General features: G+C 71.0%; 20 protein-coding genes. 17 read left to right on the top strand and 3 right to left on the bottom strand.

Translation table 11 applies throughout. The features are described from left to right. Positions 1–26: 26 nt before the first annotated feature. Entirely contained in the window at positions 27–2207 is a 2181-nt protein-coding gene (locus ABD191_RS03425; RefSeq protein ID WP_344076660.1) for a CoA transferase, read from the top strand. Between the two features lie 173 nt (positions 2208–2380). Beyond that, a complete protein-coding gene (locus ABD191_RS03420; protein ID WP_344076658.1) occupies positions 2381–3097 on the top strand; it encodes a FadR/GntR family transcriptional regulator in 717 nt (238 codons plus the stop codon). Positions 3098–3134: 37 nt separating this feature from the next. Here the strand turns inward: ABD191_RS03420 and ABD191_RS03415 are convergent, their stop codons facing one another. Then, positions 3135–4298 (bottom strand): acyl-CoA dehydrogenase family protein, encoded by a 1164-nt coding sequence (locus ABD191_RS03415; RefSeq protein ID WP_344076656.1) that lies wholly within the window; start codon positions 4296–4298, stop codon positions 3135–3137. Between the two features lie 67 nt (positions 4299–4365). Between ABD191_RS03415 and ABD191_RS03410 the strand changes: the two genes are divergently transcribed. Then, a complete protein-coding gene (locus ABD191_RS03410) occupies positions 4366–5247 on the top strand; it encodes an enoyl-CoA hydratase/isomerase family protein (RefSeq protein WP_344076654.1) in 882 nt (293 codons plus the stop codon). Between the two features lie 86 nt (positions 5248–5333). Here the strand turns inward: ABD191_RS03410 and ABD191_RS03405 are convergent, their stop codons facing one another. Further along, positions 5334–6395, bottom strand: coding sequence for an ABC transporter substrate-binding protein (locus ABD191_RS03405; RefSeq protein WP_344076652.1), 1062 nt, complete (start codon positions 6393–6395; stop codon positions 5334–5336). A 184-nt stretch (positions 6396–6579) separates the two neighbouring features. Here ABD191_RS03405 and ABD191_RS03400 point away from each other — a divergent pair, with 184 nt between their 5' ends. From ABD191_RS03400 to ABD191_RS03340, 13 genes are all read left to right on the top strand, one after another. Then, positions 6580–7635 (top strand): acyl-CoA dehydrogenase family protein, encoded by a 1056-nt coding sequence (locus ABD191_RS03400; protein ID WP_344076650.1) that lies wholly within the window; start codon positions 6580–6582, stop codon positions 7633–7635. After that, on the top strand, positions 7622–8800 hold the full coding sequence (locus tag ABD191_RS03395; RefSeq protein WP_344076648.1) for an acyl-CoA dehydrogenase family protein: 1179 nt from the start codon (positions 7622–7624) through the stop codon (positions 8798–8800). Before ABD191_RS03400 ends, ABD191_RS03395 begins: the two co-directional genes overlap by 14 nt. Before the next feature lie 48 nt (positions 8801–8848). After that, positions 8849–10060 carry an acyl-CoA dehydrogenase family protein gene (locus ABD191_RS03390; protein WP_344076646.1) on the top strand — a complete coding sequence of 404 codons (1212 nt, stop codon included), beginning with the start codon at positions 8849–8851 and terminating at the stop codon, positions 10058–10060. Next, the gene (locus ABD191_RS03385; protein WP_344076644.1) at positions 10053–11141 is read left to right on the top strand and encodes an acyl-CoA dehydrogenase family protein; all 1089 of its coding nucleotides are present in this window, start codon (positions 10053–10055) and stop codon (positions 11139–11141) included. Before ABD191_RS03390 ends, ABD191_RS03385 begins: the two co-directional genes overlap by 8 nt. Continuing rightward, the gene (locus tag ABD191_RS03380; RefSeq protein ID WP_344076642.1) at positions 11138–12187 is read left to right on the top strand and encodes an LLM class F420-dependent oxidoreductase; all 1050 of its coding nucleotides are present in this window, start codon (positions 11138–11140) and stop codon (positions 12185–12187) included. The genes ABD191_RS03385 and ABD191_RS03380 overlap by 4 nt, the downstream gene beginning before the upstream one ends. A gap of 23 nt (positions 12188–12210) precedes the next feature. Continuing rightward, entirely contained in the window at positions 12211–12948 is a 738-nt protein-coding gene (fabG, locus tag ABD191_RS03375) for a 3-oxoacyl-ACP reductase FabG (protein ID WP_344076640.1), read from the top strand. A gap of 23 nt (positions 12949–12971) precedes the next feature. Then, positions 12972–14513 (top strand): class I adenylate-forming enzyme family protein, encoded by a 1542-nt coding sequence (locus tag ABD191_RS03370; protein ID WP_344076638.1) that lies wholly within the window; start codon positions 12972–12974, stop codon positions 14511–14513. After that, complete coding sequence (locus ABD191_RS03365; RefSeq protein ID WP_344076636.1) at positions 14503–14964, top strand: MaoC family dehydratase; 462 nt, start codon at positions 14503–14505, stop codon at positions 14962–14964. Before ABD191_RS03370 ends, ABD191_RS03365 begins: the two co-directional genes overlap by 11 nt. A gap of 18 nt (positions 14965–14982) precedes the next feature. Then, positions 14983–16182 (top strand): acyl-CoA dehydrogenase family protein, encoded by a 1200-nt coding sequence (locus ABD191_RS03360; protein WP_344076634.1) that lies wholly within the window; start codon positions 14983–14985, stop codon positions 16180–16182. 140 nt (positions 16183–16322) lie between these two features. Further along, a complete protein-coding gene (locus ABD191_RS03355; RefSeq protein ID WP_344076632.1) occupies positions 16323–17393 on the top strand; it encodes an ABC transporter substrate-binding protein in 1071 nt (356 codons plus the stop codon). Positions 17394–17537: 144 nt separating this feature from the next. After that, complete coding sequence (locus tag ABD191_RS03350) at positions 17538–18563, top strand: ABC transporter substrate-binding protein (RefSeq protein WP_344076630.1); 1026 nt, start codon at positions 17538–17540, stop codon at positions 18561–18563. 171 nt (positions 18564–18734) lie between these two features. Next, on the top strand, positions 18735–20090 hold the full coding sequence (locus ABD191_RS03345; RefSeq protein ID WP_344076628.1) for a condensation domain-containing protein: 1356 nt from the start codon (positions 18735–18737) through the stop codon (positions 20088–20090). A gap of 73 nt (positions 20091–20163) precedes the next feature. Further along, positions 20164–22641: an ATP-binding protein gene (locus tag ABD191_RS03340; protein WP_344076626.1), complete on the top strand. Its 2478-nt coding sequence runs from the start codon at positions 20164–20166 to the stop codon at positions 22639–22641. A gap of 93 nt (positions 22642–22734) precedes the next feature. Here ABD191_RS03340 and ABD191_RS03335 read toward each other — a convergent pair whose 3' ends face one another. Beyond that, a complete protein-coding gene (locus ABD191_RS03335) occupies positions 22735–23076 on the bottom strand; it encodes a hypothetical protein (RefSeq protein ID WP_344076624.1) in 342 nt (113 codons plus the stop codon). A 415-nt stretch (positions 23077–23491) separates the two neighbouring features. Here ABD191_RS03335 and ABD191_RS03330 point away from each other — a divergent pair, with 415 nt between their 5' ends. Then, complete coding sequence (locus ABD191_RS03330) at positions 23492–24214, top strand: hypothetical protein (RefSeq protein WP_344076622.1); 723 nt, start codon at positions 23492–23494, stop codon at positions 24212–24214. Positions 24215–24399 lie beyond the last annotated feature (185 nt).

Below are 24399 nucleotides of genomic sequence, written 5' to 3'. Positions count from 1 at the left end.
CGAATGATTTAGGCAAGATATCTAACATGGCGACGCTGCTGGAAGGCCTGCAGGTACTGGAACTCGGCGACGGTGTGGCGGGCGCGTGCGCCGCCGCCGCCCTGGCCGAGCTGGGCGCGTCCGTGACCAAGCTGACCGCTGCCGGCGACGGGCGGGCGCAGGTTGCCGGCCAGCTGGACCTGGACCGGTTCAAGACCGTAACGGGCGACCGGTCAGCGGTGGCCGGCGGCGAGTGGCACGTCGTCATCGACGACCGGATCGACTCGGGAACGCCCAGCCAGGCCCCCGCTCTGCTCGGGCGGTCGCCGCGGGTGCTCGTCACCATCACCGCGTTCGGCCTCGACGGCACCCACGACGGTTGGGTCGGGTCGGAGTTCGTCGCCCTCGCCGCCGGCGGCGGAATGGCCGGCGTCCACGACGCCGAGGGGCGACCCGTCCCGACCGCGGGGTGGCAGGCCATGCTCTCCACCGGCGCCGTCGCGGCGCTGGCCGCGCTCGACGGCCTCAACACCTCCCGTGAGCAGTCCGACGCCCCGGTCGAGGTCGACGTCGCCGCCCGGGACGCGGTCGTGTTCACCTTCACCTACCTCGACTGCGCGCACCATCTCCTGAACTGCCCGGGTAGCTCGGGCGGGCGCCGCTACACCGCGCCGACGGGCATCTTCCCGACCAGGGACGGCCACCTGCGGCTGGCGGCCGTGGACGATCACCAGTGGAACGGGGCCAAAGCGGCGTTCGGCAACCCCGAGTGGGCCGAGAAGTACCGCACCGTCGAGGACCGTCGCGATCACGCCCAGCGGCTCACCGCCGAGGTCAGGCAGTGGACCCTCGGGCGGGCCAAGGCCGAGGTCGCCCAGCTGCTCCAGGAGCACGGCGTGCCGGCGACCCCGGTGAACAACGGTCCCGAGGTGATGGCTGCGCCGCACCTGTGGGAGCGCGGCTTCTTCCGCGCCGAGGGCGACGCTGTCGTCCACGGTTCCGCGTTCGGCCTGGCCGGGCCCGCCGGTTCCCCGTCCGGGGCCACGCCGACGCCGGACAGCCGCGGCCACTGGGATCGCGAGGACCGCCCGACGCTGTCGGAACTCTTCCTCGTGGAGGCGACCCACGTGATCTCGGCCCCCATCGCGGGATCACTCCTGGGCGCGATGGGCACCCGCGTGCTGCGGCTCGAGGATGTCGACCGCATCGACATGTACCGGCGGATCGGCCCGTGGGTCGACGGCGAACCCGGTGTCGAGCAGGGCGCCTACTTCCTGACGGCCAACATGAACAAGCAGAGCCTGGCCTTCTCCGTGGCCGACCTCGCACCGGTCGCCGAGGTCCTCGACGGAGCCGACCTGGTCCTGGAGAACGTCCGGGCGGCACGGCTGCGGCGGTGGCGGATCGACCTGGACGCGCTCAACCGCGACGACAAGCTGACCGTCAGCGTCTCCGGGTTCGGGCGCACCGGGCCGCTCGCCGACTACCGCGCCTACGCCAACAACATCCATGCCTACGCCGGTCTCACCGACGCCACCCGTACCCCGACAGGCGAGTACGCCGAGATCTTCACCGTACTGGCCGACATCTGCACGTCGTTGGCCACCGCGCTCGTCATGAGCGCCTGGGCGCTCGGACCCAGGTCCGGCACGGCCACCGACGCCGACATCGCCATGCTCGACGTCATGGTGGCGCGGCTACTCGACGTCCTGACCGGACCGGGCGCCGACGGCCAGTCGCGCGCGACGTGGAGCCGCCGCGAGCCCGGCGCCGCCCCGAACGACATCCTGCCGGTCGGCGACGGGGACTTCATCGCCGTCACCATCCGCGACGACCGCGAGTGGTCGGTCCTGGCCGAGCACCTGGGAATCGACGCCCGCTGGGCCGGCCGGGAGGCCCGCGAAGCCGACCCCGACGGCCTGCACGACGAACTCGTCGAGCGGCTCAGGAGCCACAAGGCTGTCGACCTCGAGACGTACCTGCAGGCCAACGGCATCGCGGCGGCGCGGGTGGTCGGACCCGAGCAGACCTGTCACGACCCCGTGCTGCGGGCCCGTGGGCTGTTCCGGGTGGTTGAGCACGCCGAGCGGGGACAGTACGTGGCTCTGTGCCAACCGTGGCGGCTGCCCGAGCACGGGCGGCAGCGCTGGCGCGGCGCGCCGGTGCTCGGTGACTGGAACCTCGCCGCCGGCCGGGCGGTGCCGTCGCTACCGGGCCCGGGTCGCTGAGGGCCGACGCCCGCCGTGTCGGCTCAAGCGCGATCCGTCGATCGCCTATAATCATTTCACTGTCTGTACAACTGGAATCCGCTGACCCGAACCCGGGGGAATCGAGGCGCTCGATGTCCACTTCCACAGTGCGGCAACGACGCCCTAGCCGGTCCCCGGTACGGGTGCCGAAGATGGCCGAGCTGGTCTCGCAGAACCTGCGCCGGCAGATCGTGCGCGGTGAGCTGTCCGAGGGCGACACGCTGCCCTCCGAGACCGAGCTCATGGCCGAGTTCGGCGTCTCCCGGCCGACCCTGCGCGAGGCCTTCCGCATCCTCGAGTCCGAGGGCCTGATCTACGTAAGACGCGGCGCGCATGGCGGCACGCTCGTGAAGCGGCCCGACGGCGACGCCGCGGCCCGGTACACCGGGCTCATCCTCGAGTTCCAGGGAACCACCCTGGCTGATGTCTACGATGCCCGCAACGTGATCGAGGCGCCCTGCGTCGGCCTGCTCGCCAAGCGTCGAACCAAGAAGGACATCACCCGCCTGCGCGAGGCCCTCGCGGAGGCGCGCGAGGTGATCGAGGACTCGACCCGCCTGATCGAGTACCACAACGCCTTCCACGCTCTGGTCATCGAGCTGGCCGGGAACAAGACCCTGACCGTGCTCAACCACATGGTCCGCCACATCATCGAGGAGTCCAGCGCCGCGCACATGGCCGCCGACGCCGGTACGCCGGCCAACATCGCGGCGATCCGCAAGGGATTCCGGGCCCACGAACTCCTGGTCGACCACATCGAGGCCCAGGATGCCGACGCGGCCGTCGAGCTGTGGCGCAGCCACCTGCACGAGGCGCAGGCCTACCTGCTCGGGACCAACCCGACCATGGTCGTTGACCTGCTCGACTGACGTGCCGTAACGGTCGACGTCGCCGCCGCGTGGCGGGTCACGCTGATTCGTTGGCGGCCTCGCCGACCACGGACTTGGCGATGATGACCTGCTGGATCTGGCTGGTGCCCTCGTAGATGCGGAACAGGCGGGCGTCCCGGTAGAAGCGCTCGACCGCGACGCCCCGCATGTAGCCGGAGCCACCGTGTACCTGCACGGCGCGGTCCGCCACCCGGCCCACCATCTCGCTGGCGAAGTACTTCGCCACGGCCGGACCGACCCGCCGGTCACTTCCGTCGTCGTACCGGCGCGCGACGTCGAGGACAAGGCTCCGGCCGGCGTAGTGGTCGGTCACGGAGTCCGCGATGAGCCCCTGTACGAGCTGGAACGACGCGATGGCCCGGCCGGACTGCCGCCGTGACCGTGCGTACTGCACCGTCTCGTCGACCAGGCGTTCAGCCATGCCCACGCAGAGCGCCGCGATGTGGACCCGGCCGTGCGCCAGGCACCGCATGGCGATCGCGTAGCCCTGGTTGACGCCGGCCGCCCCGCCGACGACCGCGTCGTCGGGGACCCGAACACCGTTGAGTACGACGTCGGCGGTCCAGGCGCCGAACTGGCCCATCTTCTGGTCCTTGGGTCCGACGCTGAGGCCGGTGCTCTCGCGGGGCACGAGGAAGCAGGTGATCCCCCGTGACGGTGCCGCGTCCGGGTCGGTGCGGGCGAACACCATGAACATGTCGGCCACCGGCGCGTTGGTGATGAACCGCTTGCTGCCGTCGATCACCCAGTGGTCCCCGTCGCGCCGGGCGACGGTGCGCAGTCCGCCCGGGTCGGAGCCGGCGTCGGCCTCGGTCAGCGCGAACGCCGCGGTGATCTCGCCAGCGGCGAGCTGGGGAAGCCACCGGGCGCGCTGCTCGGCGGTCGCGCCCTCCAGGAGGACGTGCCCGGCGATGCCGTTGTTGGTGCCGAACAGGGAGCGCAGCGCCGGGGTGGTGTACCCCAGCTCGAAGACCAGCTGGGCCTCCTCGTACATCGACAGGCCGAGGCCCCCGTACTGTTCGGGGATCGCGAAGCCGTACAGGCCCATCGCCCGGGCCGCCTGGCGCAGCGGGTCGGGCACCTGGTCCTTGTCGTCGATCTCGGCCTCGCGGGGAACGACCTGCTCGCGAACGAACTCACGCACGGTCGCCAAAACGTCGCGCAAAGCGTCGCCGTCCATCGGACTCCTTGAACCCTTCGACTTGGCAGAATAATTTAGATGATACACCCATGAGGCGGAGGTAGACATGTCCGACGAGGACTTCGCGGTCGATGAGAGCTGGGTCCGTTACGAAGTGATCGAGCCGCACATCGCGCAGATCACCCTCAACCGCGCGGAGCGGCGCAACGCCATCCTCTCGCCGGACATGCACGAGCTGATGGAGCACCGCCTCCGCGAGGCCGAGCGCGACGATGAGGTCAAGGTCGTCATCCTGGCCGCCGAGGGCAAGGACTTCTGTAGCGGCGACGACGTGCGCCGCCTGCCCGTCGAGGCGGCGGGCCTGCGCAAGGGGTCGAAGCTGCCGCAGACCGCCCGGCTGGCCAACGCGCGCAAGCTGCACCGCCACCTGGCCAACTGGCTGGAGTTCCCCAAGACGGTCATCGCCGCCTGCCAGGGCGCGACCCTCGGCGCCGGCATGAACCTGGCCCTGGCGGCCGACATCCTCGTCGTGTCCGAGGACATGTACCTGGCCCGGCGGCAGGCCCGCATCGGCTTCGCCGGGTTCTCGACCGCCATGCCGCTGGCGTTGCTCAAGCTCGGCCCCAACCGCGGCTACGAGGCGATGATCACCGGACGGAAGGTGCGCGCCGCCGAACTGCGCGACTGGGGCGTCGCCGCCTCCGTCGTCGCGGAGGAGCGGCTCCACGACGAGGCGCTGCGCTACGCCCGGGCCATCGCCCATCACTCGGCCGACGGGCTGATGATCGGCAAGCATGCCCTCATCACGTTCTGGCACGCGGTCGGCATGGCGCAGTTCGGCGACTGGATGACGATGGCCCACCCCGTGTTCACCAACCTCGTCTGGCGCGAGGACGAGTTCAACTTCATGCGCGAACGCAACCAGCGCGGTGGTCGCGAGGCCCTGGCCGAGCTGGAGCGGCGCTTTCAGGAGCTTGGCTTCGACTGACCCGCGCGTCGGGCACGAAAACGAGCGGGCGGGTCGGGCGCTGGTGACGCCCGGCCCGCCCGCTCAGTCCCGGGCAGCCGTCGGGACTACTTCGGGGCGTTCTGCAGGTAGGTGAGGTCGAGGATGGCCGACTCGTCGAGGGTGCCCTCGTAGGACAGCGTTCCGGGAACCTGACGCCAGACGTCCTCGTAGGCCTTGACGTAGCCGGGCGGGAACTTCGGGTCGGTCGGCCAGATGTCAGCCGGCACGTCCTTGAGCTGCTCCCAGGTGAGGTCGAGCGCCTTGGCGAGGACCGGTCCCCGCTGCGGGTCGTTGACGTAGTCACCCTGGTAGTGGTTGCGCGTCGTGGCGAGGAACCCGGCGACGAACGCGTTGGCCTTCGCCGGATCCTTCAGCATCGACGGGCCGAACAGGATGATCGTGTTCGGGTAGGAGTCCGGTGCGCCGGTGGCGAACCGGAACCCGGCGTCGGCCTCCTCGACCGCGACGTTGAACGGCTGGGTCAGCACGCCGCCGAAGACGGCGCCGTTGATGACCGCGGTCGCGATGTCGGCCGAGCCGAGGGTCTTGATCTCGACGTCAGTGATCTTGAGGTTGGCCTTGGCCAGCTCCTGGCTGAGCCCCAGCACCGAAGCGCCGACCGCCCCCTGGGCGGAGGCCAGCGTCTTGCCCTTGAGCAGCGCCGGTGAGTACTCCTGGCCACCGAGGGCCTTCTTGCTCACCCACCAGCCGCCCTTGTTGTTGGGTGGCTGGTACGAGCCGGGGACGGCGATCTTGATCTCGTTGCCGCCCTTGACCGCGTTGTAGAGTCCGGCGCTCGGGCCGGTGAAGATGGCGTCGATCTCGCCCTTGGCCAGCAGGACCATGGCGTCGCTCGACTTCACGATCTCAGTCTGGATGTCGACGTTCAGCTTCTTGAACTCGCCGTAGGTGCTCTCGGTCAGCACGGGAGCGACGGAACCGAACTTGCCGGCCATCGTGATCTTGACGGGTGTCAGCTGGGCAAGCTTGCCCGACGAGTCAGCCGTCGCCTGCGGGGTGACCTCGTTGCTGTCGCCGCCGCAGCCGGCGAGCGCTATGGCGAGCGTTGCCGCCGTCGCCGCCGCGAGCGCCGCGCGACGCCGCAGCGTCACAGTCCTTCCTGCCATGTGTTCTCCTCGGAGACCGGGGAGAGTCGGGTGCTTGGGGACGCCCCTTGTCTCCCGCTGGTAGTGCCGATAGCGTAGAATAAGTTTAATGATTAAGCCTCACCAGACAAAGTTGTTAGCGAACCGTGACCAAGGTCGACCGGCCACGAATCGACACCAGTACACGTAACGGGAAAGGGTGACGATGAGCCTCCAGCCCACCGCGGACCAGCGGGATCTGCGGGCGGCTGTCGCCGCGTTCCTGACCAGCCACTGTGGCGAGGCGGCGGTCCGTAAGGCCGAGCCCCTCGGCGTCGACACCGCGCTCTGGGCCCGCTGCTCGGGGATGGGACTGCCCGGCCTCACGGTCGCGGTGGAGCAGGGCGGGGGCGGCGCGGGATTCGTCGAGGCCGCCATCGCGGCCGAACTCATGGGTCGCCACCTCGCGCCGGTGCCCTTCGTCGAGGTGACCAGCGCCGTGAGCGTCCTCGCCGAGTTCGCGGCCGTGACCGCCGCCGGCGAGGCGTTGCGGTCGACACTGGCCGGCGACCTGGTGCCGACGGTGTGCCTGCACCCGGTGACCGCCGGCACCGCGCCGATCGTGCCGGCCGGTGCCGTGGCCGACGTCGTGATCGCGCTTCGCGACGACCAGCTCGTCCTGGCCCGCACGGCGCCGGGCGTACGCGGCGAGGCGCTCGTACCGAACCTGGGAGCGATGCCGCTGGCCCGCTGGGACCTCGCCGGGGCGGACACGGTCGTGCTCGCCAGCGGAGCGCAGGCCCACAGCGCGTTCGCCCGCCTCCGCGGGCGGTGGCAGGCCCTGACCGCCGTCGCGCTGGTCGGGCTCGGCCTGCGGGCGATCGAGATCGCGCTGGAGTACATCAGGCAACGCAAGGCGTTCGGCACGCCCATCGCGACCTTCCAGACGGTCCAGCACCGGCTCGCCGACGACGCGACCGCGCTTGAGGGTGGCCGACTGCTGGCGTACGAGGCGGCCTGGGCCCAGACCGCCGATCCGGACCGGGCCGACGTGCTCGGCGCGTCGGCGTTCCTGTTCGCCTCGGAGGCGGCGATCCGCACCACCGACGCCTGCCTGCATTTCCACGGCGGCTACGGATTCACGTTGGAGTACGCGATCCAGCTCTACTTCCGGCGCGCCCGAGCCTGGTCCCAGGTGTTCGGGGACCGCCGGACCGAGTACGTCCGGCTGGCCCGGCTGCTCTTCGACGACGACAGGCGAGGCGCACATGGACTTTCGTGATCAGCACGTGGATCCGACGGTCCGCGATCGGGCGCGGGCGTGGGCCGAGCGGCACGTCCCGCCCGAGTGGGCCGCGCGCGAGCGGGCCACCGGGACCCACCACACGCCCGAACTGCACCGGCTGCTCATCGACGAGGGCATCCTCGGGGCCGCGTGGCCGGCCGAGTACGGCGGTTCGGACGTGGACCCGGCGTTCTCGCGGGCCGTGTTCGACGAGCTGAACCGGCGCGGGTTGGCCACCGGGGCCTGGGGCTCCACCGGCATGGTCTGCCGGACGATCCTCGAGGTCGGCACCGAGCAGCAGAAGCGGACCTACGTGGCCGCGGCCCTGCGCGGCGAGGTGCTCATCGCGCTCGGCTACACCGAACCCGAGTCGGGCTCGGACGTCGCCTCCGCCCGGACCCGGGCGGTGCCCGACGGGGACGGGTGGGTCATCAACGGGCAGAAGATGTTCACCAGCACGGTCGAGGCGTGCACCCATGTCTTCCTGCTCACCAGGACCAACCCCGACGTGCCCAAACACAAGGGCCTCACGCTCTTCATGGTCCCCACCGACGATCCCGGCTTCGACCTGCGCCCGATCCACACCCTCGGTGGGCAGCGCACGAACGCGACCTTCTACACCGACGTACGGGTCGACGACGCCGCGCGGGTCGGCGCCGTCGACGGCGGCTGGGCCGTGATGCACGTCGCGCTCGTCTACGAGCGGGGGGCCGCGAGCCGCTCCTCCAAGGAACTCACGCTCGCCCGTGAACTGGCGGCGTGGGCCGCCGACACCCGACGGCCCGACGGGTCGCGGGTGCTCGACGACCCTCACGTGGCCGAGCGCATCGCGCGGATGGCCATCGACGAGGAGGTGGCCCGGCTCATCACCTTCTCGTTGCGCGACAAGGTCGAGCGGGGCGAGCTGCCCCGGGCGACCTCGTCGATGCGCAAGCTGTTCGCCACCACCGCGGCCCAGCGGCACTACGCCGACGCCATGGACATCCTCGGCGCCGAGGGTCTGCTGAGCACGGGTGCTCCCGGCTCACCGGCGGACGGACGCTTCGAGCACGGCTACCGGGCCGAGGTCGTGACCACCATCCACGGCGGATCGAGCGAGATGCAGCGGGAGATCATCGCGGAGCAGCACCTCGGCCTTCCCCGCGGGCGCCCGCGGGGGTGAGGGGCAGCGATGGGACAGGTCGGTCAACGAGATGGAGCGGGTGACGGGATGGCGGCCCGAGCGGTGGATGGCCCTGAACGCGACTACGGTGTCGTGCTCGACGAGCAGACCCGCGCGTTCGCGGCGGAGGTTCGCGCGTTCCTCGCGTCGGCGCTGGACGCTGACATGCGCGCCCGCACCGGCGGCGAGGCCGGCCGGGTCGAGCGCGGCCGGGAGTGGCAGCGGCGGCTGAACGCCGCCGGGCTCGCGGCGATCTCCTGGCCGACCGAGTACGGGGGCCGTTCGGCGACGGCGGTCCAGCAACTGGTCTTCAACACGGAGATCGCCGCCGCGCGGGCGCCCGAGCCGGTCAACCGCAACGCCATCAACCAGCTCGGCCCCACCATCATCCAGTGGGGAAGCCCGGACCAGCGGGAGCGTTACCTGCCCCGGATCCTCAGCGGCGAGGACGTCTGGTGCCAGGGCTTCAGCGAGCCGGACGCCGGCAGCGACCTCGCCTCCCTGCGTACCCGTGGGGTCATCGACGGCGACACCATGGTGATCACCGGTCAGAAGATCTGGACGTCCAAGGCCCAGTACGCCAACTGGATCTACCTGCTCGTGCGCACCGACCCGGACGCGCCGAAGACCCGCGGCATCAGCTACGTCCTCGCCGACATGGCCTCCCCGGGCATCGAGGTGCGCCCCATCCGCCAGATCACCGGCCGGGCCGAGTTCAATGAGGTGTTCCTCACCGACGTCCGGGTCCCGTTGACGCAGGTCGTGGGGCCGCTGCACGGAGGCTGGCGGGTCGCCCGGTCGACCCTGTCCTACGAGCGGGTCGGGCAGAGCCGCACGCACCGCATCGAACGGCGACTGCGGTCACTGGTCAGCCTCGCCGCACGGTCGGGGACACCGCAGGCGCCGCTGGGCGACGCCGCGATCGAGGACCGTCTCGTCCGCTTCGCCGCTCAGGTCGAGGCGCTGCGCCAGATCGCGGCCGACGCGACGGCGGCCGGGATCCGTGGCGTCAGCCCGGGTCCGGAGGCGTCGATCGCCAAGTTGCTGACCTCCGAGGTGGACCAGTCGATGGCGACCTTCGCCCTGGAGCTTGCCGGGCCGGCCGGGACGCTGGAGCGGGGCTCGCCCGGCGCCGCCGACGACGGCGATGTCGCCCTCGCCTACCTGCTCATGCGGGCGGCCACGCTCGGGGCGGGGACGTCGGAGATCCAGCGCAACATCATCGGCGAGAAACTCCTGGGGCTGCCCCGTGATGTCTGAACAGAAAGCCGCTGTGGCCGCGGCCGGCCCGACGTTCGAGGAACTGGCCGACCGCGCCGCCGAGCTGGCGCAGCTGCGCGCCAGCGCCGACGCCGTGCTCGCCAGGGCGTGGTCGGCGTCGGCGGCCCGCGACCTGCTGGACACGGCGGGACCCGCGTACGAGCCGGCGTTGTGGACCACCGTCGTGGAGCTGGGTTGGCCCGAGGTCATGGTCGACGCCGACGCGGGCGGCGGCGGGGCCGGCGTACGCGAGCTCTGCGTGCTGTCCGAGGCGTGCGGGTACGCCGCGGCCGGGCTGCCGTTGGCCGCGACGGCCGCCGCGATGTGGGCCGAGGGCGGCTGCGCGGACGGGATCGCGGTGGTGCTCCCGCAACCGGGTCAGCTGGCCGCCGGGGCGGTCAGCGGGTCGTGGCCCGCCGTCGCCTACGCGCAGGTCGCCGCGCGACTGCTCGTCCTCGGCGACGACGCCGGTACGCCCGTGCTCTGCGCGGTGTCCGCGTCCGCGCCGGGCGTGCGCCGTACGCCGGTGGTCCCGATCGACCACAACCCGGCCGCCAACGTCGAGTTCGACGGCGCACCGTGCACGCTCCTCGCCGAGGGCGAGGAAGCGGTACGCCGCCACCGGGAGGCGGTGCGCCGGATGATGCTCGGCGAGATCGCGGAGCTGGTCGGTGTGGCCGCCGCCGCCAACGCCGCGGCCGTCGACTACGCGGGCACGCGGGTGGCGTTCGGCAAACCCATCGGGACCTTCCAGGCGGTCAAGCACCGCCTCGTCGACCAGCGGGCCGACATCGAGGTCGGGCGGGCCCTCGTCGCCCGCGCGGCCGACGCCGTCGACCGCGCCCGGCCCGACGCCGCGGCCATCGCCTCGCTGGCCGCCTTCTGGGCCCTCGACCGGCTCGTCCACGTACCCGAGGGCGCCGTGCAGGTGTTCGGGGGAATCGGCTACACCTGGGAGCACCAGGCCCACGTTCATCTTCGGCGCGCCGCCCGCCTGGCCATGTCCCTCGGCGGCCGGGCCGCCCACCGGGGCGTGGCGGCCGGATGGCTGCACGGGCTCCTCGCCGGGGAGCGGGCATGAGACTCGGGCTCGACCTCGGGTACTGGCGCTCGTCCGCGGACGCGCGCAACCTGCGGCTCGCCATCCGGGCCGAGGAACTGGGATTCGATGTCGCCTGGGCCGCGGAGGCCTACGGATCGGACGCCGTGACCGTGCTCACCTGGGTGGCGGCCCGCACCACCCGACTCAACGTCGGCAGCTCGGTGATGCAGATCCCCGCCCGGACGCCGGCGATGACCGCGATGACGGCCGCGACGCTGGACGCGTTGTCCGCCGGGCGGTTCCGCCTCGGACTCGGGCTGTCCGGCCCGCAGGTCTCCGAAGGCTGGCACGGGGTCAGGTACGCCCGCCCGCTCACGCGCACCCGCGAGTACGTCGACATCGTCCGGCTCGCCCTGTCCCGGGAGAAGGTCCGCTACGAGGGTCGCACCCACGTGCTCCCGCTGCCCGACGGGCCGGGCAAGGCGCTGCACCTCATGGTCGAGCCCTTCCGGCCACGAATTCCGCTCTACCTGGCCGCTCTCGGCGAGCGCAACCTCGAACTGGCCGGGGAGATCGCGGACGGTTGGCTGGCCTTCTTCCTGTCGCCCGCGCACGCGGGTGAGGCGCTCAGCCGCATCGAGGCCGGCCGCGCGCGCGCCGGAACGACGCTCGCCGGCTTCGACGTCGTGTCCATCACCCCGCTCGTCGTCGGCGACGACGTCATCGAATGTGGCGACCGGATCCGTCAGCGCGCCGCCCTCTACATCGGCGGCATGGGCAGCCGCGAGCACAACTTCTACCTCGACCTCGCCACCCGCATGGGCTACGGCGAGCAGGCCCGCGAGGTGCAGCGGCGCTACCTCGGCGGGGACCGGGAGGGCGCGGCGCGCGCCGTACCGCACGCCTTCATCGATGAGACGTCCCTGCTCGGACCGCCGCAACGCATCGCCGAGCGGATGGCGGCGTTCGCGGCCGCCGGCGTGACGACCCTGACGGTCGCCCCGTACGCGGCAACGCTCGACGGCAGGCTCCTGATGCTCGACCAGGCCGCCCAGGCCCTCGCGGCGTCCGGCGCGGCCGGCTGACCCGTACCTCAGAAAGGAAATCCATGACGGCAGAACTCGACGGTCACGTCGCCGTTGTCACCGGCGCCGGGCAGGGCATCGGCGCAGCCATCGCCCGGGCCCTGGCCGCCCGCGGCGCGTCGGTCGTGGTCGCCGACCTCGACGGTGCCCGTGCCCGGCAGGTCGCCGGCGACCTCGGCCCCGACGCCGTCGGCGTGGCGTGCGACGTCACCGACGAGGCGGCCGTAGCGGCGTTGACCGGCACCGCCACGGAGCGGTTCGGCCGCCTGGACGTCTTCGTCAACAACGCCGGCATCGCGCGCGACGCCTCGCTGCGCAACATGACCCTCGCCGACTTCCGGGCCGTCATCGACGTGCACCTGGTCGGCAGCTGGCTCGGCGTGCGCGCGGCTGCGGCCGTGATGCGCGAGCAGGGCAGCGGCAGCATCATCAACATCTCGTCGATCTCCGGCAAGGTCGGCAACCCCGGGCAGACCAACTACAGCGCGGCCAAGGCCGGCATTGTCGGCCTGACGAAGGCGGCGGCCAAGGAGTTGGCGTCGAAGGGGATCCGGGTCAACGCGGTGCAGCCGGGCCTGATCCGCACGCCGATGACCGAAGCGATGCCGGCGCGCGTGTGGGAGCAGAAGGAGGCGGAGGTCCCCCTCGGCCGGGCGGGCACGCCCGACGAGGTGGCCGAGGCGGTTGCCTTCCTGGCCGGCCCCCAGTCGTCCTACCTCACCGGCACCGTCATCGAGGTGTCCGGTGGGCGGTTCATGTAATCGCTCCCGAAGGGACAGCCAGCATGTCCTTCGACCTGTCGACCCGGATCAACGAGATCATCCGCATCGACCCCGACGCGCCGGCGCTCAACGCCGATGACCGGTGGCGAGCGTGGTCCTACCTGTCCCGGGCCGTGGACGAACTCGACGCCTTCCTCAGCGCCCACGCAGTGGGCCGCGACGCGCGGGTCGGCATCGTGATGCGCAACCGGCCCGAGATCGTGCGAGCCCTCATCGCGATGCTCGCCACCCGCCGGTGTGTGGTCACCCTCAGCCCGATGGCGCCACGGGAGGCGCTGCTGGAGGAGACCGACCGGCTCGGACTGCCCGCCGTGCTCGTCGGCGAACGGGACTGGGGCACCGGCGACCTGGCCACGGTGGCGTCGGCGGCCGGCAGCCACGTCATCGAGGTCCGCGACGACACCGGTGCGGGCGGGCCGGTCGTCGGCCGCATCGCGGTGCCGACGTGCGCGGCGCGGGGCGCGCCGACCGCGTCCGGCGTCGCCGTCCAGATGCTCACCAGCGGCACCACGGGGCCGGCCCGCCGGACCGACCTCACCTACCACGGACTCAGCCGGGAACTGGCGGCCACCTCGCCCCCCGGGCAGCTTGACCAGGCCCGACTCCGTACCGGTACCGCGGTGTCGTGGGCGCCGATGGTCCATATCGGCGGGCTGCGGGCGGTGATCGCGGCGGTGGTCGCCGGGCGGCGGCTCGCGATGCTGGAGAAGTTCGAGATCGGGCCGTGGCGCCGGCTCCTCACGCGGCACCGGCCGCGGGTGATCTCCCTCGTGCCGACCGCCCTGCGCATGGTGTACGACGCCGACGTGCCGCGCGGGACCTTCGACAGCGTGCAGGTCGTCATGTGCGGCACGGCCCCGGTGACGCCGGAGCTCGTCGACGCGTTCGAGCGGCGCTACGGCGTCGCCGTGCTCACCATGTACGGCGCCACCGAGTTCGGCGGCGTCGCGGGCTGGACCCTGGCCGACTGGCGCCGGTACCGGGCCGCCAAACGGGGCAGCGTCGGGCGGCCCAATCCCGGGGTCTCGGTCCGGGTGGTCGACGCCGACACCGGCACGGTGCTCGAACCGGGTCGGGACGGGCTGCTCGAGGTGACGGGCGGGCAGGCCGGCACGGACTGGGTCCGCACCACGGACCGGGCCCGCCTCGACCACGACGGCTTCCTCTGGATCCTCGGCCGCGCCGACGACGTCATCATCCGCGGCGGATTCAAGGTGTCGCTCACCGGCCTGCGCGAGGTCCTGCTCGCCCATCCCGGCGTACGCGACGCGGTCGTCATCGGGGTGCCCGACGAGCGGTTGGGCCAGGTCCCCGTGACCGTGGTGGAGGTACCCGACGGCCTGGTCTCCGCGAACGACCTGGTCGACCACGTCGCCCGCCGGCTGCCGCGCTACCAGGTGCCCGTCGACATCAGGGTCCTCGACGCACTGCCCCGCACGCCGTCGATGAAGCCCGACGGTGCCGCCATCCGCGCCCTCTTCGAACCGACCGCAGCGTCAACCGACCCCCGATCCCGTGAAGTGGAGCCGTCCCATGGCAACTGAACCGACGCCCATCCCGACGCCGGAGGACCTCCGCGCCAGCGTCGGCCGGAGCTTCGGCCCGACCGACTGGTTCGAGATCACCCAGGAGCGCATCGACGCCTTCGCCGAGGCGACGGGCGATCACAACTGGATTCATGTCGACGCCGAACGAGCCAGGCGCGGCCCCTACGGCGCGACGATCGCCCACGGTCACCTCACGTCCTCGCTCGCGCCGATGTTCCTGTCACAACTCATGAAGATCGGGTTCGGTCGCCGGCTCAATTACGGGTCGGACAAGGTCCGGTTCCCGGAGCCGGTGCCGTGCGGCTCGCGCATCAGGGCCCGCGCCACCATCACCGATCTCGACGAGCGCCCCTCGGGGCTGCTGCTGCGTACGCAGATCGTGGTCGAGATCGAAGGCAAGCAACGTCCGGCGTGCGTCGCCGAGTCTCTGCGATTCATCGCCCACTGACGTTCAGGAGGACACATCATGGCTCGGCTCGCCCAGACGCCAGGTCTCACCGAGATCCAGCGCGACATCCTCGCCACCGTGCGGGCGTTCGTCGACAAGGAGATCATCCCCAACGCCCAACGGCTCGAACACGCCGACGAGTACCCGACCGACATCGTGGACGGGATGCGGGAGATGGGGCTGCTCGGGCTCACGATCTCCGAGGAGTACGGCGGGCTCGGCGAGTCCCTGCTCACCTACGCGCTGGTGGTGGAGGAGCTGTCCCGGGGCTGGATGTCGATCTCGGGCATCGTGAACACCCACTTCATCGTCGCGTACCTGATCTCCCAGTACGGCTCGCCGGAGCAGAAGAGCCGGCTGCTGCCGAAGATGGCCGCGGGGGAGGCCCGGGGCGCCTTCTCGATGTCGGAGCCCGGGGTCGGCTCGGACGTGGCCGGCATCCGGACCAGGGCCGACCGCCGGGGCGACACCTTCGTCCTCAACGGACAGAAGATGTGGCTCACCAACGGGGGCTACTCCTCGATCGTGGCGACCCTGGTCAGGACCGAGACCGGCGCCCCCACCGTGTACGGCAACATGACGACGTTCCTGCTGGAGAAGAAGCCCGGCTTCGGGCAGACCGCGCCCGGCCTGACCATCCCCGGAAGGCTCGAGAAGATGGGGTACAAGGGCGTCGAGACCACCGAGATGGTCCTCGACGGGGTCACCGTGCCGCAGACGGCCGTGCTGGGTGGGGTGGAAGCGGGCCTCGGCCGCGGCTTCTACCAGATGATGGACGGCATCGAGGTCGGCCGGGTCAACGTGGCGGCCCGCGCCTGCGGCATCTCGATCCGGGCGTTCGAACTGGCCGTCGCGTACGCGCAGCAGCGCTCCACGTTCGGCAAGCCGATCGCCCAGCACCAGGCGATCGCGTTCAAGCTGGCCGAGATGGGTACGAAGATCGAGGCCTCGCACGCCCTGATGGTCAACGCCGCCCGCCTCAAGGATTCCGGCGCCCGCAACGACGTCGAGGCCGGCATGGCCAAGCTGCTGGCCTCCGAGTACTGCGCCGAGGTGGTGCAGGAGTCGTTCCGCATCCACGGCGGCTACGGCTTCTCGAAGGAGTACGAGATCGAACGCCTCATGCGGGAGGCGCCGTTCCTGCTCATCGGCGAGGGCACGTCCGAGATCCAGAAGACGATCATCTCGCGCGGCCTGCTCAGGGAGTACTCGAGCTAAATTTGAATCAGATTGAATAGTTGGATGATTTAACTTCGCTGGCTTATGCGCTAACTTCTATTGATCTCGCTCCGCCTGGCTGTCCTCGGGCCACGAGGCCTGAGGCTGACATCCGTCCCGAGGTCTATAGAGGAGAATCGATGAATCGATGGCGCTCCAACCTCCGCCGGGCCGGCCTGCCCGTGCTCGCCGTGGTTGTCCTGGCCTGCGCATCCGCCTGTGGGAGTGCTGACAACGGCACCACGTCCACCGCACTCACCGTCGACGACACCGGAAAGCTCAGTGAGCTGACCAAGGTGACGGTGACCATCCCCGTCAAGTCCACCTCGACCGTCCCGTGGCTGTTGGACGCGGAGTTCGGCGAGTTCCGCAAGCGCAACATCGACCTGGACGTCCAGGTCGTGAAGTCCAGTGACGCCATGGTGCTGCTGGCCAAGGGTGAGATCGACGCCATTCAGACCGGCATGAGCGCCGGACTGATGAACGCCATCAACGGCGGCTCCGACCTGCGGGCCGTCATGCCCTCCGGCTTCGAACCCGACGACGGCAAGAGCGGCTGGTACGTCAGCACCAAGTCGCTCGGCGGGAAGCCGTTCGCCGTCCCGGCGATGAAGGGCCAGACGTTCGCCTCCTCGCAGGGCGCCTCGGGCACCACTGTCCTGGGCCTGTCGGAACTGCTGGCCACCGGCAACCTCACCCTGGCCGACGTGAACATCAAGACGTTGGCCACGCCGGACATCGCGACCGCCCTCGAGAACGGCGCACTGTTCGGAGGTTCGGTACTGATCCCGTTCAACGTGCCGCTCGAGGAGAAGAAGGCCGCGTTCCGGGTGGCCCCGAACTCACCCGATGGCTTCCCGAGCGGAATCGTGCTCTTCGGGCCGTCGTTGGTGAAAGACAAACCGGTGGTCGGCAGAGCCGTCGTGTCCGCGCTGCTGGCCACCTTCGGTCATCTCCAGGGCGACCACGTGAACGACCCCACCACCGGACCGATCGTCGCGAAGGCGCTCGACCAGGGTTGGGACACGTTGAAGGCCGCCGGACCAGGCAAAATCTGGAAACTTAAGCCCGAGTTCCCGGCGAACTACGTCGGCCGCTACGAGAGCACGTGGCGCCAGATCCCCGGAACCCTCAGCTACGCGGGATCCATCGATCCGGCCAAGGTCCTGGACACCAGCTACCTCGACTGGGCGCTGTCCCGGTCCGGCTGACGCCACCCGCCTCCGCGTCGGCTCGCCGACCCCAGCGAGCCGACGCGGCTTTCGAGACCTCTTCTGACCCCAGCCGGGTCACTTGCCGTAGGAGAAGCGTTGACACTCATATCCAGGATTCCCCTCATACGCCGCATCGGCCTCATGGCACTGGTCACGACGCTCGTTGCCGCGACAGCCGCGTGCGGGAGCGACGAACCCCAGACCGGTGAGCTCACGGTGGACGACACGGGGAAGCTCAGTGAGACCGCCAAGGTCACCGTCACCATCCCCAACAAGTCGACGTCCATCATCCCCTGGCTGATGGAGGACGCCTTCGGGGAGTTCAAGAAACGCAACATCGATCTCGAGGTCAAGGTCCTGAAGTCCAGTGACGCGATGGTCCTGCTGGCCAAGGGCGAGATCGACGGAATCCACACCGGCCTGAGCGCCGGTCTGCTCAACGCCATCACCGGCGGCGCGGAGATCCGGGCTGTCATGCCGTCGGGGTATGAACCCGATGACGGGCAGAGCGGCTGGTACGTGAGCACCAAGGCGCTGAACGGGCGGACGTTCGAGCCGTCGATGATGAAGGGGCAGTCCTTCGCCTCCGGCCAGGGCGCCTCGGGAACCGTCGTGCTCGGGCTCGCCGGCCTGCTGGCGACCGCCGGAATGACCCTGGCCGACGTCAACGTGAAGACACTGGCCTCGCCGGACATCGCGACCGCGCTGGAGAACGGCGCGATCTTCGGCGGCTCCGTCGTTCCGCCGTTCAACGCCGCCCTCGAAGAGAAGAAGGCGGCCGTACGGGTCGCGCCCAACTCCCCGGCTGACCACCCGAGCGGGGTCATCCTGTTCGGGCCGTCATTGTTGACCGACAGGCCCGCCGTGGGTAAGGCCGTGGTATCGGCGCTGCTGGCCACCTTCGGCCATATGCAGGGCGACTACGTCAACGACCCGACCACAGGACCGCTGATCGCGAAGGCGCTGGACCAGAGCTGGGACACCGTCAAGGCCGGCGGGCCCGGCAAGATCCTGAAGCTCAAGCCTGAGTTCCCCGCCAACTACATCGTCACGTACGAGCAGGTCTGGCGTCAGGTCGACGGAACCCTCAACTACAGCGGCTCCATCGACCCCGCGAAGGTCTTGGACACCACTTTCCTCGACTGGGCGACCGCTCGCGTCAGTTGAGCCGGATCGGCACCCCGTGCCGTTGAGGCCGGCGCGGCAGTCCGCACACCCCGGCTGCCGCGCCGGTCCAGCGGAGAACGCAGCCGTCGTATCTGTTGACAGCGGTTATCGATAAATTGACGATAGTCAGTCGTTGCGCGCAATGGGATGGTCCGAGGTGCGGAGGCGATCATGGCTGGTCAGATCCTGGTTCCTTTCGAAGGAGAAGGCTCCGGGCAAGCCGAGCTGACCTGGGGGCAGCAGCACATCTGGGACTGGATGGCGAAAAGCGGCCTGCCGCTGAACATGACCGCGGTGCGAACATTGGACGAGGGCGCCACGATCGACGAATTCGTCGACGAGTTGCGGTTCTTTATGAGCCGCTTCCAGGCCATGCGTACCCGGTTGCGGTTCGACGAGAACGGTTGGCCGTGCCAGGTGGTCCACCGGTCAGGCGAGGTGCCGCTATACATCGTCGATGCGCCAGCCGGCACGGATCCGGCCGAGGTCGCGGCGATGGTTTCCGACGAACATCAGGAGTCGCATTTCGATTACGAGAACGAATGGCCCGTGCGTATGGCCCTGGTCCGTCAGGAGGGCCGGCTCACGCACCTGGTGACGACGCTCTGCCACGTCGTGGCCGACGCCGCGGCGGCCATGGTGATGTTCACCGACCTGATCGGCCGCGACCCTCGGACGGGGGCGGCCAAGGAGCCGATCTCGGACATGACTCCGCTGGAGCTGGCCGCGTGGCAGTCCTCTCCCGCGGGGCTGAGGCAGAGCGCCGCGGCGCTGCGGCACTGGGAGCGCCACCTTCGGAGCATTCCGGCACGGCGCTCCGTCCGCCCGGCTGCCGCCGTGCCAGCCACGGCGGCGCGCTTCCTGCGCTACGACTACGAGTCGTCCGCGATAAGTCTCGCGCTGCGCTGCCTCGCCGGCCGGTTGGGCGCGGAGACGACATCAGTGATGCTGGCCGCGTACGCCGTCGCGCTGGCGCGGGTGGCCGGACACTGCCCGGTCGTCCTGCAGGTGTTCGCGAGCAACCGGTTCCGGCCCCGCCTCGCCAGAGCGGTCAGCCTGGTCAACCAGGCCGGCCTGTTCGTGCTCGATCTCGAGGAGGACACGACGTTCGACGAGGCGGTGGTCCGCACCCGCCAGCGGGCGGCCTCCGCGTACAAGTACGCGTACTACAACCAGGTCGACCGCGACCGGCTCGTCGCCCGCGTCTCGCGGGAACGCGGGGCCACGATCGAGATCGACTCCTTCCTCAACGATCGTAGGACCCAGACCGTGGTGCACAGCGAAGGTCCGCTCCCGACCGCGTCGCAGCTGCGTGCCGCGACGTCGCTCACCGCGGTGCGCCGGCAACGGCTGGACTTCTTCAACAAGAGCCTCATGCTCACGATCCTGGACGCCCCGGACGCGGTGTCGATGTCGTTTCTGGCGGACACCGCGTTCATCCCGGTCGCCGACCTGGAGACATTGGTCCTGCGGGTCGAGGAGGTGCTCGTCCAGGCGGCACTCGATCCGGCCACGCTGGCATCCTGACCCACCGGTGGCTGGCGTCGCGCGGGTACTGTCGAAATGCATCGAATTACGTCGATGATTTCGCGGGAGGGTGATGGGCGCGGACGACGCGACGGGGATGCCGCCCGACCGCCTGGCGTCGGTGACGACGCTTGCCGAACTGGCCGAGGTGCTGCACGCGTTGCGGCGCCGGTACGCGCGCCGCACCGGGCAGCCGGTGCCGACCTACCGCGACATCGCCGCCCGCGCCGGGTGGTCGCACAGCATCATCGGCCAGTACTTCACCGGGCAGACGCTACCGCCGCCGGACCGGTTCGACGTGCTCGTCCGCCTGCTCGGCGCGTCCCCCGGCGAGCAGGGCCGGCTGGCCACCGCGCTCGATCGGGTCGCCGACGGCCGCCGGCGGCGCCCGGCCACGAGCTCCGGCTGGCCCGCGGTGCCGGCGCAGCTGCCCCTGGACCTGGCTGACTTCGTCGGGCGTGAGGCCGAACTGGCACGACTCGACGAGCTGGCTGCTGGCCCGGGCCGGCTGATCGTCATCGTCGGCGCCGGCGGCGTCGGCAAGACCTCGCTCGCCGTGCGCTTCGCCCACCGGTCCAGGGCGGCGTTCCCGGACGGGCAGCTGTTCGTCGATCTGCGGGGCTACCACCCGGAGCGACCGGTGCAGCCAGCCGACGCGTTGGCCGGCTTCCTGCGTGCGCTCGGCGTGCCTTCCCCCGAGATCCCCGTCGACGAGCAGGAACGCGCCTCGCGCTACCGCACGGAACTGGATGGCCGACGCCTTCTTGTGGTGCTCGACAACGCGGCGACAGCCGAGCAGGTGCGACCGTTGCTGCCCGGCTGCGGCACGTGCCTGGTGCTGGTCACGAGCCGCGACACGCAGGCCGGGCTGGTCGTGCGCCACGGCGCGCATCGGGTGGCGCTCGACGTGCTACCGGACACGGACGCCCTCGACCTGCTGCGGCGGCTGGCGGCCGAGCAGGTGCGACGCGACCCCCTCGCGGCCCGGCAGCTCGTCGATCAGTGCGACCGGCTGCCGCTCGCCCTGCGGATCGCGGCGGAGATCGCGGCCGCCCGACCGGCGGCCGGTCTGGTCGAGCTGGTCACCGACCTGACGGACGAGCAGCGCCGGCTACGCCGGCTCAGCGCCGGCACCGACCGCTTCACCGCCGTTGACGCGGTTCTCTCCTGGTCGTACCGGCAGCTCGCGCCGGCCGCGCGGCGCCTGTTGCGGACCCTGGGCCTGCATCCGGGGCGTGACGTCGACTGTTACGCCGCGGCCGCGCTGGCCGGTGTGCCTGTCGACCGGGCGGTGGATCAGCTCGATGCCCTCACGCGCGCCCACCTCGTGCAGGTCGGTGCCACCGGTGCGGACGCTTCCCGCCGGTACCAGATGCATGATCTTTTGCGGGCCTACGCGGCGGGCCTCGCGCTCGCGCGCAACGCCCGGCCCGCCCCGGACGTGGCGCGCGAGCGTCTCTACGGGCACTACCTGCGCGCGGCCGACCTGGCGGTGCACGCCCTCTATCCGGCCGATGTGGACCGCCGACCGCCGGCCGGGCGCCGGGTGGTCGCCGGGCCACCGCTGGACGACCCCGCCGACGCGCTCGCCTGGCTCGACGTTGAGCGCGCCAACCTCGTCGCGGTGGTCGACGACGCCGTGGCCCACGACCGGCACGGGCACGCGGTGCTGCTGGCCAGGGTCCTGTTCCGTTACCTGGACGGCGGCCACCCACGCGAGGCCGTCGCCGTGCACACCCGTGCCGTGCAGGCCGCTCGGCAGCTCGCCGACCCCGCCGCCGAGGCCCGCGCGCTCGGCGATCTCGGCAGCGCGTACTGGCAGCGCAGTGACCTGGTCCGGGCGGCCGACCATTTTCAGCGGGCACATGACCTGCTGACCGCGCTCGGCGACGAGGCCGGTCGCGCCCGGATGTTGAACAGCCTGGGCATCGTGTGCTGGCGCCAGGGTGCGCTGGCGGAGGCCGCCCGCTACTACGGCGAAGCGGCGGCCGGCTTCGCGCGGCTCGGCGATCCGCACGGTGAGGCCCGGGCGATGACGAACCTCGGCGTGGTCCGCCTGCGCCAGGACCGACTGGACGAGGCCGGCGACCTGCTGCGCCGCGCGCTGTTGGTGCACCGCGAGATCGGCTGCCGCGACGGGGGCGCGTACACGGTGACGAGCCTGGGGGAGGTGCTGGCGCGCCAGGGCCGGCCCGACGAGGCGGCCGCGCACCACCGGTGGGCCATCGAGGAGTTCCGCCAGGTGGGCGACGGCACGGGTGAGACGTACGCCCTGGACAACCTCGGCGCGGCCGTGCGCGAACTCGGTCGGCTGGCCGAGGCGACCGAGTGCCACGCACGGGCGCTGCGCCGGTTCACCCAGCGCGGCGACGTCTACGGCCAGGCCCGCTGCGTGCTCAACCTGGCGGCGCTGGCCGACCGTCGGGGTGACCACGCGGAGGCGGCGCGGCACTACCATCGGGCTGTCGATCTGGCCCGGCGCGTCGGCGACCGCGCCAGCGAGGCGGAGGCGCTTGACGGCCTGGCACTCGTGTCGGACGGTGGGCGATAGCGGTTACACGGGCCGTCAAGGGCCAGGATGAGACATGCTGCCGGCGCCCGACACCCACGTAGGTGGTCGGGCGCCGGCCGGTCGTGCGGGCCGCTAACAGGTCACGTTCTTACGGCCGGTCCAACCGCCGATGAGGTACCACTCCTTGTGCCAGTAGCAGTACCCGACGTAGCTCACGCCGGCGCCGTTGGGCGCGACCCAGTGCCGGCCCCGGTAGTAACACGTCAACGTCTGCAAACCGTTGCCCGCGGTTCCGGTCAGTGTCCCGGTCTCCACGCCCTCGGCACCGCCCATGCCGCCGCCGATCTGAAAACCCGGGTCGGTGGCCGGGCAGGTTTGTGCCGCCTGCGCCGGCGACGCCGACACCAGAACCGCGCCGGCCGTCGCCAGCATCAGCGTGACTGCTACGAGTGCCGCCCGTCGAACCATCTTCATACGTTCTCCCCTGGTCACTTCGCCGTCCCGAACCAATGACGGCCATTCTGGAGAGACGACGCCCGCGGCGCGGTCGGTCCTGGACAGCACCGGACAACGCCGGACACAGCCCGGCAGCGGGTCCTGCTGGGGGAGTGTCCTGCGGTTCCGTCAGGACATCACGCAGGCGCGCCCGATGACCGTGCATGACCCGAAGCGGGGGCCTTCGGGTCAGAGATGTCGAACGGCACGCGCAGCGTCTGGCCGCCGCCCACCGTCCGCGGATCGTTGCTGACGGACGGGCGCGAGCCTGTCCGTCAGATGTGTCCATGAACGCATCCGTCACGGACGAGGGGGCAGCGTGGGCTACGGTGATCGACTGGGTGGCGCGGCTGGCGGGGCGGCCAGGCGCCTCGGCGGCTCGGTACGGTCCGGCATGGGCCGCGTGGCGCGGGCAGGCAGCGTCGTGGGCGAGGGAATCGCCACGACGGCGTCCGGGTTGTTGAGCGACCTTGGCGCTCCCGGTGTGCCGCCGCAGGACGAATGGCGGGCCGGCCTCGGGCAGATGATCGGGCATCGCACAGGCGCCCCTGCGGCGCTGCGCCCTTTCGTCCACCAACTCGACCGCCTTGGTGCTGTGGTCGTTTCCGGTGATGTGGTGGGCTTCGACGGGGCCGAGATCCGATGGGAGAACGTCACTGAGGTGACGCTTGGACCCGTTGTTGACGTGCTGACCGCGATGGCCGTGCCCCGCGAGGTCGAGCGGCTCACGGCGGTCCTGCCCCCGCTGCCGGGCCGGGCGTGGGTGGTCCGGCAGGCGGTCGACACGCTCGTCGCCGTCTGCGTAGCGGCGGGATCTCTCGCCGTTTCGGTCGACGACGCCCTGTCCGGCACGGTCCCGGTCGCGGTTGGCTACAAGGGCCAATTCCGCAGCAAGGTGACCGAGCCCGGTCTGTTTGCTTCGCTCATCGCCGCCTCCGTGCCGCAGGTCGCCTCGGCGATCGTTCACGAGGCCGAGTACCGCGGCATCCCCGTCACCACCGCACCGAGATCGCGGGCGGGCGACCGTGCCGTCGCGATCCAGGGAGTAGCCCGGGCTCTCGCTGAGCGTCTCAGCAGGCTGCCGGACGACGACGAGCGCGACGGCGCCTCGGCGTGAACTCCGGCCTCAGCCACAGTTGCGTCCGGTTGAGCGCCACGGAACTGCTCCCACGTGCAGGCGTGGATCGGCTGTGTCGCGCTCCCCGGCAGGTCGGCCTTGTCGGCGAGCGGGATGAGTTGTCCGACGATGTCGATCCGGCGTTCGTCGGTGAGGTGCCTGGAGAAGAAACCGTGCGCGTCCTT

The sequence above is a fragment of the Luedemannella helvata genome, assembly GCF_039528415.1.
Lineage (GTDB): Bacteria > Actinomycetota > Actinomycetes > Mycobacteriales > Micromonosporaceae > Luedemannella > Luedemannella helvata.
Note: the sequence above shows the minus strand (reverse complement) of the source record. Positions and strands in the feature narration are given on the sequence as shown.